Origin of the sequence: Paenibacillus sp. DMB5 (genome assembly GCF_001517085.1) — a bacterium.
Taxonomy (GTDB): Bacteria; Bacillota; Bacilli; order Paenibacillales; family Paenibacillaceae; genus Paenibacillus_AQ.
Genome location: NZ_LRAC01000155.1, coordinates 153,050 through 167,524, shown reverse-complemented (window position 1 = coordinate 167,524; position 14,475 = coordinate 153,050). Strand labels below are relative to the sequence as shown.

The 14,475-nt window shown below is 49.3% G+C and carries 9 protein-coding genes; all 9 read right to left on the bottom strand.

The annotated features are described in order from the left end of the window. Nucleotides 1-88 precede the first annotated feature (88 nt). The 9 genes from pflB to AWJ19_RS28535 all read right to left on the bottom strand — a co-directional run bounded on the left by pflB (nt 89) and on the right by AWJ19_RS28535 (nt 14,394). Nucleotides 89-2,350, bottom strand: coding sequence for a formate C-acetyltransferase (pflB, locus tag AWJ19_RS28570; RefSeq protein WP_068728569.1), 2,262 nt, complete (start codon nt 2,348-2,350; stop codon nt 89-91). Nucleotides 2,351-2,613: 263 nt separating this feature from the next. After that, a complete protein-coding gene (gene adhE / locus AWJ19_RS28565) occupies nt 2,614-5,235 on the bottom strand; it encodes a bifunctional acetaldehyde-CoA/alcohol dehydrogenase (RefSeq protein WP_068728568.1) in 2,622 nt (873 codons plus the stop codon). Between the two features lie 355 nt (nt 5,236-5,590). Beyond that, nucleotides 5,591-7,063 carry an extracellular solute-binding protein gene (locus AWJ19_RS28560; protein WP_068728567.1) on the bottom strand — a complete coding sequence of 491 codons (1,473 nt, stop codon included), beginning with the start codon at nt 7,061-7,063 and terminating at the stop codon, nt 5,591-5,593. A gap of 145 nt (nt 7,064-7,208) precedes the next feature. Then, the gene (locus AWJ19_RS28555) at nt 7,209-8,081 is read right to left on the bottom strand and encodes a carbohydrate ABC transporter permease (protein ID WP_068728566.1); all 873 of its coding nucleotides are present in this window, start codon (nt 8,079-8,081) and stop codon (nt 7,209-7,211) included. 1 nt (nt 8,082) lies between these two features. Continuing rightward, entirely contained in the window at nt 8,083-9,006 is a 924-nt protein-coding gene (locus AWJ19_RS28550) for a sugar ABC transporter permease (protein ID WP_068728565.1), read from the bottom strand. A gap of 115 nt (nt 9,007-9,121) precedes the next feature. Continuing rightward, a complete protein-coding gene (locus AWJ19_RS28545) occupies nt 9,122-10,450 on the bottom strand; it encodes a response regulator (RefSeq protein ID WP_068728564.1) in 1,329 nt (442 codons plus the stop codon). A gap of 16 nt (nt 10,451-10,466) precedes the next feature. Further along, nucleotides 10,467-11,123, bottom strand: coding sequence for a histidine kinase (locus AWJ19_RS37785; protein ID WP_347231174.1), 657 nt, complete (start codon nt 11,121-11,123; stop codon nt 10,467-10,469). 11 nt (nt 11,124-11,134) lie between these two features. After that, nucleotides 11,135-12,256, bottom strand: coding sequence for a cache domain-containing protein (locus AWJ19_RS37780; protein ID WP_347231173.1), 1,122 nt, complete (start codon nt 12,254-12,256; stop codon nt 11,135-11,137). 533 nt (nt 12,257-12,789) lie between these two features. Continuing rightward, nucleotides 12,790-14,394 carry a peptide ABC transporter substrate-binding protein gene (locus AWJ19_RS28535; RefSeq protein WP_068728563.1) on the bottom strand — a complete coding sequence of 535 codons (1,605 nt, stop codon included), beginning with the start codon at nt 14,392-14,394 and terminating at the stop codon, nt 12,790-12,792. Between the last annotated feature and the right edge of the window lie 81 nt (nt 14,395-14,475).

Below are 14,475 nucleotides of genomic sequence, written 5' to 3'. Positions count from 1 at the left end.
TAATGAATTTTAAACAAGAGTTTACCGCCCTCTTTCAAGGGCGGCAGCTCTGTGGTTTATATCAGTTCCTGATGTCCAAGAACAAATCTTACAGTGAAGAGTGGAATGTACGGTTGATAACGTCCAGCTGTTGTTCACGGGTCAGCTTGATGAAGTTAACTGCATAGCCGGATACACGAACTGTCAGTTGCGGATAGTTCTCTGGGTGATCCATAGCATCGATCAGCTGTTCACGGTTAAATACGTTAACGTTCAAGTGCTGAGCGTTGTTGTGGAAGTATCCGTCCATCATGAATACCAGGTTGGACTTACGGGATTCTTCGTCTTTACCCAGTGCCTTAGGAACAATGGAGAACGTATTGGAGATACCATCTTGTGCATCAGAGTAAGGCAGTTTGGCAACAGAGTTCAGGGATGCCAGTGCGCCCTTCTTATCGCGTCCGTGCATTGGGTTAGCACCTGGTGCGAATGGTTCGCCTTTTTTACGTCCGTCAGGAGTAGTACCAGTCTTCTTACCGTAAACTACGTTCGAAGTGATAGTCAGTACCGATTGAGTCGGAACAGCATCACGGTAAGTTTTGTGTTTGCGGATCATCGACATGAAGGTTTCAACCAGTTCAACTGCGATGCTGTCAACAGCGTCGTCGTTGTTACCGTAGCAAGGGAATTCACCTTCAGTTTCGAAGTCGATTGCAATGCCTTGTTCGTTGCGGATTGGCTTAACCTTAGCGTATTTGATTGCGCTCAGGGAGTCAGCAGCAACGGACAGACCAGCGATACCGCAAGCCATTGTACGCAGAATGTCGCGGTCATGCAGCGCCATTTCAATGCGTTCGTAGGAATATTTATCATGCATGTAGTGGATGATGTTCAAGGTGTTAACATAAGTCTTGGCCAGCCACTCCATCATTGGTTTGAAGCGTTTCATGACTTCGTTGTAATCCAGATACTCGGAAGTGATTGCAGGGTATTCAGGACCTACCTGTGCGCCGGATTTTTCATCCACACCGCCGTTGATTGCGTACAGCAGAGCTTTTGCAAGGTTCGCACGGGCTCCGAAGAACTGCATTTGTTTACCGATGCGCATCGGGGATACGCAGCAGGCAATCGCGTAATCTTCACCCCAGTATGGACGCATTACATCATCATTCTCATATTGGATAGCGCTGGTTTCAATAGATACCTTTGCACAATATTTCTTGAAGCCTTCAGGCAGTTTCTCGGACCACAGTACAGTCAGGTTCGGTTCTGGTGCAGGTCCCAGGTTATACAGGGTGTGCAGGAAGCGGAAGCTGTTCTTGGTTACGCGGGTTGTTCCGTCTTCAGCCATGCCGCCGATGGACTCAGTTACCCAAGTAGGGTCACCGGAGAACAGTTCGTTGTAGTCAGGCGTACGCAGGAATTTAACGATACGCAGCTTCATTACGAAATGGTCAACGATTTCCTGTGCTTGCTCTTCAGTAAGAGTACCTTCTTCAAAATCACGCTGTGCATAGATATCAAGGAAGGAGGATACGCGTCCAAGGGACATTGCTGCACCGTTCTGCTCTTTAACTGCTGCCAGGTATCCGAAGTACACCCATTGAGTAGCTTCTTTGAAAGAGTTAGCCGGTTTGGAAATATCAAGCCCGTGGGCAGCAGCCATTTCCTTCAGTTCGCCCAGAGCGCGGATCTGCTCGGACAGCTCTTCACGCAGACGAATTACATCCTCAGTCATGGAATCAACTTCAAGCTCAGCCAGTTGTTGTTTCTTGTCTTTAATCAGGAAATCAATACCGTACAGAGCAACGCGGCGGTAGTCGCCGATAATGCGTCCGCGGCCGTAAGCATCTGGAAGACCTGTGATAACGCCGGATTTACGCACTGCTCTCATATCAGGTGTATATGCATCAAACACGCCTTGGTTATGCGTTTTGCGGATATTCGTAAACATTTCGACAATGTTATTCGGAAGTTCGAAGCCATAAGCCTTAGTGGCATCGATCATCATCTTGATACCGCCGAACGGCTGGATGGAACGTCTGAAAGGAGCATCAGTCTGCACCCCTACGATTTGTTCCTTGTCCTTGTCGATGTAGCCTGGTGCGTGGGAAGTAATAGTGGAGACAGTATCCAGGGAAACATCCCATACGCCGCCTCTTTCTCTTTCTTCCTTGCTCAGCTGGGAAATGATCTTCCACAGTTCAGTAGTGTTGCTTGTAGGACCTACGAGGAAATCTTCATTTCCTTCATAAGGCTTGATGTTTGTTGCAATGAAGTTGTTAACGTCAACTTTCTTGGCCCATTTGCCTTTTGTAAAACTTCTCCAACCGGACTTTACTTCTTGTACATCTTTTTCAATCACCGACATGCTAAATCCCTCCATTTATATATTTATTATATTTGTAGAGATCGCGGGCTTGAAGGTTGATCCCGTGTCTCGTGATCCCAAAGATATGGTTGTTATAAAATTCACAATCGCACTTTCATATCTCGGGCTCGTTGTTTATATAAACATTTTAGTTTATTTTCTGAAAAAGGACTGTGACAAATATCACCTTTCCGGTGATATTTGTCACTACCATCTAGTCCCATATTATCCTTTAAACATATTATTCGCCACTCAACACCTAATTAGACGTCGAATCTTCCGTAGAAGGCATTGCGGTATACGTCAGCCAGCTCACTTACCAGCGGCAGCTTAGGGTTAGCAGTTGTACATTGGTCTTCAAATGCACGGTCAGCCAGATAATCTACACGTGATTCGAAATCCTTAGGATCGAAGCCCAGCGCCTGGAAGGACTCTTCGATACCCAGCTTCTTGTTCATGTCACGGATCGCATTGATCAGGCTTGTTACGCCTTCTTCAGTAGTGCGGGCCGGCAATCCCAGGATGCGGGCGATTTCGGCATAACGCTCGTCAGCTACAAAGTGCGAATATTTAGGGAACGAAGCGAACTTCGTTGGCTTCTTGGCATTGTAACGGATAACGTGCGGCATCAGGATCGCATTGGTGCGGCCGTGTGCGGTGTGGTACTGTCCGCCCCATTTGTGCGCCAAGCTGTGGTTGATACCCAGGAATGCGTTAGCGAACGCCATACCGGCAAGTGTCGAAGCGTTGTGCATTTTCTCACGGGCCAGCTTGTCGCCGGTCAATGCCGATTTTTCAAGGTACTGGAATACCAGCTGGATCGCTTTGATTGCCAGACCATCCGAATAATCGCTTGCCATTACCGAAACATAGGCCTCGATAGCGTGAGTCAGTACGTCCATACCTGTATCAGCAACAGCTGTTCTTGGCAGGCTGTATACAAATTCCGGATCGATAATTGCAACGTCTGGAGTCAGCTCATAGTCAGCCAGCGGATACTTGGTATTGCTGCCGGCAGTTTTGTCAGTGATAACCGCGAACGAGGTTACTTCCGATCCTGTACCAGAAGTTGTCGGGATGGCAACGAATTTCGCCTTTTGACCCAGAGTAGGATATTTGTATACGCGTTTGCGGATATCCATGAATTTCTGTTTCAGGTTGTTGAAGTCAACATCCGGGTGTTCGTAGAACAGCCACATGCCTTTGGCAGCATCCATCGGGGAACCGCCGCCGAGTGCGATGATGCAGTCCGGCTGGAATCTGTTCATCATAGCAGTACCTTTTTCAACAGTAGTAGTCGATGGATCCGGTTCAACTTCCGAGAACACTTCGATTGCTACAGGAGTCTGGCGCTGGCGCAGGTAATGCTCAACTCTTTCCACATAGCCCAGTTTAACCATCATAGGGTCAGTAATGATTGCTACGCGTGTAATGTTAGGCATTTTAGCCAGGTATTGTGTGGATCCTTTTTCAAAGTAGATCTTGTCAGGTACTTTAAACCATTGCATATTCACGGTACGACGGTTCACCCTTTTCACGTTGATCAGATTGATGGCAGTAACGTTTTGCGATACCGAGTTGCGGCCGTAAGATCCGCAGCCCAGGGTGAGCGAAGGGATATTGGTATTGTAGATGTCCCCGATGGCGCCGTGTGTCGAAGGAGAATTCACCAGAATACGTCCTGTCTGCAGGCGGTGCGAGAACTTCATGATAACTTCTTCATTATTGGAGTGGATAGCCGAGCTGTGGCCCATGCCGCCGAATTCAACGATCTCTGCAGCGCGTTCGATACCCTGATCTGCATTCTTCACTTTGTAGCAGGCCAGAACCGGGCTCAGCTTCTCAGCGGACAGCGGATATTTAGGGCCTACGCCTTCAATTTCAGCTACCAGGATCTTGGTGCCGGCTGGTACCTGGATACCGCACATTTCAGCGATCTTCACTGCGGATTGACCTACGATTGCCGGGTTAACTGCGCATTTCTCAACGTTCATTGCACCGTTAGTCAGCTTGGCAGCTTCATCTTTATTAACGAAGTAGCAGCCGTTCGCGATCATTTTCTTCTTCACTTGGTCAAAAATAGCTTCTTCTATAATAACAGCCTGCTCGGAAGCACAGATCATGCCGTTATCGAATGTTTTGGAAAGGATAATGTCGGTTACAGCCTGATCGATGTCAGCACTCTTCTCGATGAAGGCAGGTACGTTACCAGGGCCTACGCCGAGAGCCGGCTTCCCGCAGCTGTAAGCTGCTTTTACCATTGCGGATCCGCCTGTTGCCAGGATCAGCGCAACGTCAGGGTTGTTCATCAGCGCGTTTGTTTTGTCCATGGTAGGAAGCTCGATCCATTGGATGAAGTTCTCAGGAGCACCTGCTTTTACGCCTGCATCATGAAGAATTTTGGCGGCAGCGGCGCTACACTCTTGCGCTGAAGGGTGGAAACCGAATATAATAGGGTTACGTGTCTTAGCGGAAATCAGAGCTTTAAACATCGTGGTGGATGTTGGGTTGGTTACCGGTGTGATACCCATTACAATTCCGACTGGTTCAGCAATCTTTTGGAAATTATCGTAGGCGTTATCCTCAATAACTCCTACTGTTTTGTCGTACTTAATTCCGTGCCAGATATATTCGGTTGAGAAGATGTTCTTCGTAATTTTGTCTTCGTATACTCCGCGGCCTGTTTCTTCGACGGCTAATTTCGCCAGGTACATATGTTTGTCGAGACCTGCCAACGCCATTGCATGAACGATTGTGTTAACCTGCTCCTGGTCCAGTTCCATGAACGCATCCAGGGCTTTCTTTGCTTTATCCACCAAAGTCTGAATATATTCTTCAGCGGTGGTTTGTTTCACTTGGGCGGCGACTTCGTTCTTAACTGCCATCTCCCTCGTCCTCCTGTCAATTTTTAGGTTGTTTTTCTCTACACATTTATCTTATCACATCATTCCCGTCTTGTATAGTGAATTCTTTCACAAAGTATAAAGTTTTTTTGATTTGCTTTCAAAGCGCTTTCATTCGATCATAATCAGGATATTTAACCATTATTTATGCGTTTTATTTGGTTATATTTAACTTAGAGGAATTTCTGCACTTAGGTTGCTATACTTTCAGGAGATCATTTTGTCACCGCATGCGGTTTTTTGTCCGAATTTGTCACTGTTCACAAAAAGACCGGCTGTCCTCCAAGGTCGGAGGATTTGCCGGTCTTCTGTCTGTTTTTACAATTCAATATGTCTGCTATTCAACAGTAATAGAATCAAAGAATTGCTCCTGCACCGTTTTGGCTGCCGCATCAAGCTGGGCTTTGGAGTCTGTTCCTTTCTTGGAGAACAGCTCTTGGATTACATTGGACATCGTTGCGTAGTAATCCTGAGTGTTGTACTGGGCCTCCGGCTTTCCATCAAGCAGAGCCATAATGTCCGGATTGTATTGATACACGATATCGGAATATTTGTCGTACACAGCTTTGGTCTTCTTGCCGAACTCGGAATCAGCAGCATAGTAGTCCAGAAGCGGCGGAATGAAGTATTTGCCGTCCGCCTTGCGCTGCTGCAGAATTGCATCCAGCGCCTCCAGGCCTTTGTCAGAGAAATAATCGAAAGTAATATAGCGGAATGCCATTTCCTGCTCATCCTTGGAAGCATTCGGATTGATTACGAGATAATCGCCGCCAAGCACTCCGGTATGCTTACCGCGCTTTTCAGCGGCCGGCATCGGATAGGTCAGTACATCCGCCGGCTTGAGTCCACCCTGGTTAAGCGCCTGCTCGATTACGCCGTCGGAGCCGGCCATAACCATCGCTGTGCGTCCCTGCTGGAATGCGCCGACCGCATCACCCCAGCCGAGTGCCCAGTCCTGCGGAATAGCTTCCGCTTCCCATCTCAGCTTTTTGTAGAAATCCAGCGCCTTCACGCCTGCCTCTGAATTGAAAGTGGCCACAACCTTACCGCCGTCCACATTCTGGATCTCCCCGCCAGCCTCGAACAGGAAGTTGGTCCAGTTCCAGCCCGCTTCGTTACCTTTACCCATCGGTGCGATCCCGGAAATGCCTTTCTTCGCATCGGCCACACCTTTGGCGGTATTCAGCATGTCGTCCCAGGTCCAGTCCATCGGCGGAACGGCGACACCTTTGTCGTCCAGCATTTTTTTGTTGATCATGGTAGTGGTGACATAGCCCTTTTGGGTTACACCGAAAATTTTACCGTCAATAATGAACTGATTCTGCAGCACCGGGTTGATCTGATCCTTATACTCGTAGGTGTTCCACAGATCGGTAATATCAGCCGCCCAGCCTTTTTCCACCAGGAACTTGGCTTCCGTCGCATATGTGTTAAAGAAGGTCGGTGCTTCATTGGCCGCCATTTTGATTCCGATTTCGCTGACACTGTACTGCCAGTCGTCCTTGATGATCTCTACATTCGGATACTCTGCCTGGAACCGTTTGATCCGGTCGTCTTCCTGTGCGCGCATTTCGGTCAGGTCCGGTGTCGGATAGTGGATTTTGATCGTTACTTTTCTCTGGGTAATATCGTCCGCAGGCGCATCAGTCGCAGCAGTGCTGTTATCTGCAGCTGTTGCTGCCGGCGCCGGAGTCGCTTCCCCTCCTGTATTCCCCTGGGCATTTCCGTTGCTGTTATTATTGCCGCCGCAGGCGGATAACAACGAACTCGCCACAAGGAGGCCTGCTAATACGCTGGAAAATTTACGCATTGAAACTCCCCTTTTCAATTCATAATTAGCTTACAAATTCATCTTAAAAGAGAAACCGTTTACAAACGAGGTGTATTTATATTCCTTTCATGTGCAGGTTTACGATCGTGTGCATTCTCACGTTGTACGCAACACGCTGCCTCTCCTAGCCTTTTACTGCAGACAAAGCCACACCCCGCATAATAAACTTCTGGAAGATCAGGAACACAAGAATCGGCGGCAGCGACACGAGAAAGAGAATGGCAAACTTGATGTTCGTATTGAGCGCCTTGACACTGATTACATATTTGTAAATCGCAGTCGCCAGCGTATATTTTTCCTCAGAATGCATCACCAGCGACGGCCAGAACCAGTCATTCCAGGCAGTGGAGAAAATAAAAATCGCCAGCGTGGCAAAAATCGGCACCGACAGCGGAACTGCAATCGCGAAAAAGCTTCTCGGCTCCGAGGCCCCGTCGATCCGCGCCGCTTCAAAGATTTCCGGATGAATCCCGTCGAAGAAGTTCTTCAGCAGCAGAAAATAAAACGTATTCGCTCCCGCCGGCAGCCAGAAAGCCGCATACTGGTTCAGCAGGCCCAGCTCCTTCAGATTGACGAAGTTCGGAATCATATAGCTCGTCGCCGGAATAAACAGCGTCATCAGAAAAAAGAAGTAGAACGCCTTGCGGTACGGCACATTCATCCTCGAGATACTGAATGAGGCCATCCCGAGTACAACCAGCGTCATAACCATATTTCCGGCAAAAATATAAAGCGTGTTCTTGAGGAACTTCAGCAGATCAATATAATTCACTGCATCCTTCAAATTACCGAAATGCCACTCCTGCGGGAAAAAATGCGGCGGGAACGAGTTGACCTCGGCATTCGATTTCAGCCCGTTAAACATCGTCATCAGAATCGGATACATCATCGTGAACACCATTAACGCAATAAAAAATACCATAATGCCGTAGACGACCTTGTTGCCCGTTTTTTTGAGATCATGCTCCGACAGAATCCCTCTCTCAGTGCTCTTCATCCTAGTTATCCTCCTTATTCAGCCTGAACTGTAAAATGCCCAAACCGCCAAGGACGATGAACATCAGCATGCCAAGCGCCGTTGCCGTGCCGTAATCCAGTCTGGTAAAAGCATACTTCACAATCAGCAGCGCGTACGTCAGCGTTGTCTTGTTAGGACCGCCGTCCAGCAGCGCCAGCTGGGACTGGTACCCCTGCGAGGTCGCGATGATCTGCAGAATCAGCATCAGGATAATCAGGTTGCGCAGCGACGGCAGCGTAATATGGCGGATCCTCGCCCACACCCCCGCTCCGTCAATCTCCGCCGCTTCATACCAGTCACGCGGTATACTGAGCACGGCCGCCAGGTAGATCAGCATCCCCGAGCCGAACTGCTGCCACGTCTCCATGAACACCAGCGAGAGCATGGACCACCTGCTGTCCGTAAGAAAGGGGATCTGATCCGCCCCCATCGTCCCGAGCAGAGCATTAACCGGACCCACAGGATCATAGAGCCATCTCCATAGCCCGTACAGGACAACTGCAGGCATGACATAAGGCAGATAGGCCGCCACCCGCACAAAGCCGCCGAATTTTCTCAGCTCGGAGATCGCAATTGCGAAGGCAATCGGTACCCAGAAGCCGACGACGAGACAGAGCAGCATATAATACAGCGTGTTCTTGATGGCGATAAGCACATCGGGATCGGTAATGGCCCGGGCATAGTTATCAAAGCCGACAAAGGTATTTCCTTTAACAAAATCCACCGTGTAAAAGCTGTACAGAAAACCTTTAAAAATAGGCACCCACATAAACATAATGAAGATGGCAATCGCGGGTACAAGGAACATGTAGCCCCAAAAATTCTTTTTCCAGCGGTTCTGCTTATACGGCCTGCTCTCAAGCTTCGCCGGCAGCTCATCGTGAAGTGCAGCGGTCTGATTCATCTGGCTCCCTCATTCCTTTCGTCTTTAAGCACTTTGACAAAGTGCTTCCTACCTTAATTGTAGGAAACGAGGGGAGCCCTGCACATGTGTATATCTACCGAAGTCATGAGTGTTCTTACTTCTTCAGCTCGCTCGGGCTGATACCGTAGTATTTTTTGAAAATCTTACTGAAATGCTCCGGTGACTCATACCCGACCCGTTCAGCAATTTCGTAGCGGCGCAGATCGGTATGCAAAATCATCTCCCGGCTCTCCTCCATCCGCAGCTTGATTACATATTCCCACAGGTTGTAGCCTGTATTTTTCTTGAACAGGTAGCTCAGATAATTGGGGCTGACATGGTTCTTCTTGGCTACCTCATGGATGGTTAACCCCTTCTGGGCGTAGTTCTCATCAATAAATTCCTTGGCTTTCTGGACAATCAGATTGCTGCGCGTGTGCAGCTCTTCGGCCGAAGGCTCAGTCGCATAGCTGCTCCAGTTGAAATCGCCGTAATAGAACACATAATGATCGCTGTGCTCCCTGTTCCAGAGAATGGCCCGGGAGGCCTGGCGGTTCAGCACCTCCATGAACGGCAGCCCTTTAAGAATCTGGCTGATTCCGATGACCGCATTCAGGTGCAGAAATTTGTGGATGTTAAAATGCAGGCTGCGGCCCAGCACATCCAGCCTGCTGACCTGACCGCCCCCTGCCTCCTCGTAGCTTTTCTCATCCCACTGGATAATTACCGTAATTTCTTCCTCCGGCGAATAAAAGGCAGTCGAGCTCCACTCCTGATCCAGCAGCTCTTTGGCGATGTTAAGCGCGCCGTATCGCAGCAGCCCGCGGTCACGCGGGCTGTACTTGGTGCTGCTGTCTGCCCCCGGGAGCGGAAGCTTGATCTTGAGCACGGCAAAATAAGGGCCTTGCAGCCTAAGCTCATCCAGCTTACGCATTTCTTCCTCGCTGCCCAGCGCTGCAGCAGGATCGGTAAGCAGCCTGTTCAGCAACTCGCTGTAGGCCGGAAGCGGCTCCTCGAGCCGGAAGCTTTCGCCGAGTCCCGCCATGAAGCCGGCAAGCTCGGGCGAAGGACGGTCCATTTTGAGCAGCACATTCCTTACCGAATCGAGAAACTGCTCACTGTTCAGCGGCTTGATCAGATAATCCTTCGCTCCAAGCCTGACAGCCATTTGTGCGTACTGGAAGGTTTCATGCGCCGATATAACAATCGTCTGCACCCACGGCTTTGCCAGCTTGGCATGCTGCATCAGCTCAATCCCGCTCATTGCCCCCATCTGGATGTCGGTGACAAGCAGATCGACCTCCTCCATCCGGATGCAGTCGAGCGCCTCAAAGCCGCTGCCAGCAGTATAGATATTACCGATATCCAGCCCGGAGGAAGCAAGCAGATTACTTAGGCCTTTACAGATAAGCGGTTCATCGTCGACCACCAGAATATTGAACATTTGCAGATTCCCCCTTCTATTCTTGAACTTCTGTTTTGGGCAGCAGAACGGCCGCAACCGTCCCGCCTCCTGCACGCGGACCGTAGCTGATGCTATAGTCCGGGCCGAAATGGAGCTGCACACGCTGGTTTATATTGCGGATGCCGTAGCCGCTTGCCGGATTTGGACTTTGGTCATTAAGTACCCGGGTGATGGCCTCGTAGTCCACCTGCTTGTAGCCGTTGTCTTCTATCGTAATTAGTACATCATCCCCGAGGACAGCGGCAGTGATGATGATTTCCCCATCCTCCCCCATATTTTTGACCCCGTGGATAATGGCATTTTCAATCAGGGGCTGGAGGGTGATTTTGGGAATCAGATTGCTTTTGGTTTCAGGGGCAATATTCCAGGTCACAGTGAACACGTAATCGTAGCGGTGCTGCTGCAGCTTGATATAGGCACTGGCATGCTCCAGCTCCTCCTCAAGCGTAATCAGCTCCCGTCCCCGGCTCAGGCTGATCTTCATCAGCTTGGACAGCTCCTTGATCATTTCCGCGGATTCCACGTTGCCTTCCAGCGAGCTTTTCCAATAAATACTCTCCAGGGTGTTATATAAAAGATGCGGATTGATCTGCTGATACAGCAGCTGCAGCTGGGACTCCTTCTGCTTCAGCTCCATCTGGTATTTGTACATGATCAGGCTGTTCAGCCGCGCGCCATGTCATAGGTTGAGGAGATCAGCACACTGACCTCGTCATTGCTGCCCCGCTTCGGCGTTTCCGGCACCCGGTTACCCGGCTCATACTTCCGCACAAAAAAAGCCAGCTTCTGCAGCGGTGTCATCAGCGAACGCCAGAAATACGTGATAATAATCAGGCCGAATAAGGCATAGGCCACGGTTATGTACTGAATAACTCTTTTCATCTCGTTCTGCTGCTGGAGCAGCGCTTTTACCGGAACCTTGTAGACCAGCTTCTGCCCGAGCATATGATTATTGTTCACCACATAGATGAAGTCGTCGGTAATCACGTCAACAGTTCCCTCCGGATCGCCAAACTCCGCCCCTTCCGGCAGCTCAATAATCTCTCCCGTGGAATTAGTGCTGGAGGCAAGTACCCTGTTATTCATATCCGTCAGGTAAATTTCCCCGTCCGGCAGCGAAATCGACTTGAGCGACTCCCCGATTTTGGCCTCCATTTTCGTGACCACAAGCACGCCGATCGTTCCTGCGCCGAGATAAATATTATTGACCGCCCGTACATACGTGAGCGTCTTCAGATCCTCAGCCTGCGGACTGAGCCGGTCCATGAACATCAGGTAGCCCCGGCCCTTCTGCTCCACTGCCTGCCTGAACCAGAACGGCTCCTCTTCCTTGGTAAAAAAATAAACCCCCGCCTTCTTCACCTGCGGAAAATTGGGGGCGAAAAAATAATAATTGTGCGGATCGTACACATACAGCGAGTAATAAATGGCATCCCCGCGTTCTGCTCCCTGCGAGTAGCTGCCAAGCAGCTTTTCTATCGTTTCATAGCGCTCCACCCGCTCCATTATGGGATCAAGCCCGCTCATATTCAGCTGCTGCAGGAAAGGGTTCTGGATCACCGTCGATGTTATTTTGTTAACGGTATCGATGTCCCGGTTGATGATGGCAAAGTTCTGCTTGTTCAGCTCCACATAAGCGTTGGTGACATGCCGTTTCAGAACCTGTTCGGCTTTGTAATTCCCGTAATTATTGAGAACCAGAATCGGAGTAAGCATAATGACAAACAGCAGAATCAGCTGCTGCTTAACGTTCAGCCGGACAATCGGCTTAATCAGTGCAGACAACACCCGGTAACCACCTCCAGTTTCAATAATATAACAATCGAAGAAGCGCTTACATATGTTTATTTTAAAGTTTATTAGGTGGGATTGTATGCAATTTCTGCGGCCGGCAGACGCCTCCGAGGCTGTAGCTGTCATTACGCAGAACATTTGGGCCTCCGGCCGCTGTTGTCTCCAGATTTTATGATTTATACCGCTTGCGGTTAAAATCCGGAGACAAAGGCGGACGCTACCGCTCCTACAGCTCCAAATTTCTGCTCCATGACTTCCAGCCTCTTTCGGAAACTGCAAAGCACAAAGATTGCTTACGGGGTATGGGCAAGGGGAAAGGATAGCTTTCGGCCGATGTGGAGGTTATACACAGAAAGAAGTGGAGAATTTCCATCTAATCAGCTCAAATGCTGAAAAACGATCTAATTAGATGGCGAAAATCCACTTAGTTTACATCATGCAAACAGGCCAGCCGGTACATCCGGCTGACCTGAGTGATACACGGCCTATAATGCAGAATATGCCAGGCCGGCTGAGTATGGAGATTATTTTAGATAACCTCTCGTAAAAGCAATGGAGCCGTCAAAATCCACATAAACATTATGAACATTCGGCTGCTTCAGGACATCCGCCACATAATAGTACAGCGGGAGGATGACCATTTCATCGATCAGCATTTTCTCGGCCTTGGCATACAGGCGCATCCGCTCTGCAGGGTCCTGCTTTTGCCGCGCCTGCAGAATGTAACTGTCATACTGTTTATTGCTCCAGCCGGAATCATTGTCCGCGCTCCAGGATGTAAAGTACTCCAGAAACGCAGCAGGGTCATTGTAATCCGCTCTCCAGCCAGCTCTAGCCACCGTATAGTTCTGGCTGTGACGGTTGTCGAGCAGCTCATTCCATGCCTGAACTTCAACGTTGGCTTTGATGCCCAGTTTTTCCTTCCAGCCGGAAACGATGATTGAGGCAATCAGATCATGATTTTGCTCGGCATTCACAATTATATTGAATTCCGGCAAGCTGGTTAAGCCCTCTTCCTTCAATCCCTCCTGAAGCAGCTGTTGGGCCGCCTTATCATCTTCTCTGAAATATCTGGAATCCTTAATTTCTGAACGGAAGGTTTGTTTAGCCCCGTGAATGGTTGGAGCAACGTCTCCATAAGCCGGAGTACCGTAAGGCAAGCCCTGGCGGTCAACCGCCATTGCCAGCGCTTTACGTATTTTCACATTGCTAAAAGGTGCTTTATTCACATTAAACTGATAGTAATATAAGCTGGCGTATGGAAAAGAATAGATTTCAGTATTGGCAACAGCGGTTATCTGGTCATAGTAATCAATCCTAGTATTTTCGCCGCTGCCGATCCAGTCGAGGCCGCCATCGAGATAAGCGTCGGTATTCGATAGCTGGCCTGCCGCCGGCTTGAGGAATTGAACCTCGGAGAACTGAATCTCTTTAGCTGCGTAATAACCGGCATTTTTGGTCAAAACAACTTTGTTGGAATCCCAGGCCGTCAGTCTGAACGGTCCGTTCGTCACTATGGCCTTTGCGCTGGTTGCCCAGCCGGTATTGGCTTTAACCGCTGCTGCGTTAAGCGGCAGATAAATATTCTCGGCGAGTATTTGAAGGAACGTGTAATTCGGGGCTGTCAGCGTCACCTGAAGGGTATGGTCATTCAGCGCCTTGATCCCTACTTTGGAGGCATCCTTCTGCTTGCCGTTATGATAATTTTCAGCTCCGGCGATCATATACATTTTGAAGGCCATACTGTTGTAAGACTGCGGAGACAAGGCCCGCTTCCAGGCATATTCAAAATCCGCCGCCTTTACAGGCTGCTGATTGCTCCACTTGGCGCTGGTTCGCAGAGCAAAGGTGTATGTTTTGCCGCCGCCTGTTATTTTCCAGGATTTCGCCATGCCCGGCACGGCTTGTCCGTACTCATTCAAGCGGACCAGACCCTCGAACATACCTTTAATAACCGAGGACTCTGTATCGTTTACGGTGAGGGCGGGGTCAAGCTGGCCCGGGATCACGTCTACACCAATTCTGAACACCTGCTTGCTTCCTTCTGCTGAGACCTCTTCCCCTTCTTGTGTTAATCCGATGCTCATAATCAAACCCAATGCCAAAAGCACATGAAGCAGCTTCTTCATCCATGATTCTCCTTTTCCCTGTAAAATCAAACCAATACTACCATCTTATCATGTAACAATACATTCAGATAGAATAACAAA

Excerpts from the sequence above, each read along its gene's own strand:
- AWJ19_RS28560 (WP_068728567.1), bottom strand. The coding sequence starts at position 7,063 with ATGCGTAAATTTTCCAGCGTATTAGCAGGCCTCCTTGTGGCGAGTTCG.
- AWJ19_RS28555 (WP_068728566.1), bottom strand. The coding sequence starts at position 8,081 with ATGAAGAGCACTGAGAGAGGGATTCTGTCGGAGCATGATCTCAAAAAA.
- adhE (WP_068728568.1), bottom strand. The coding sequence starts at position 5,235 with ATGGCAGTTAAGAACGAAGTCGCCGCCCAAGTGAAACAAACCACCGCT.
- AWJ19_RS37785 (WP_347231174.1), bottom strand. The coding sequence starts at position 11,123 with ATGTACAAATACCAGATGGAGCTGAAGCAGAAGGAGTCCCAGCTGCAG.
- AWJ19_RS28535 (WP_068728563.1), bottom strand. The coding sequence starts at position 14,394 with ATGAAGAAGCTGCTTCATGTGCTTTTGGCATTGGGTTTGATTATGAGC.
- AWJ19_RS28545 (WP_068728564.1), bottom strand. The coding sequence starts at position 10,450 with ATGTTCAATATTCTGGTGGTCGACGATGAACCGCTTATCTGTAAAGGC.
- pflB (WP_068728569.1), bottom strand. The coding sequence starts at position 2,350 with ATGTCGGTGATTGAAAAAGATGTACAAGAAGTAAAGTCCGGTTGGAGA.
- AWJ19_RS28550 (WP_068728565.1), bottom strand. The coding sequence starts at position 9,006 with ATGAATCAGACCGCTGCACTTCACGATGAGCTGCCGGCGAAGCTTGAG.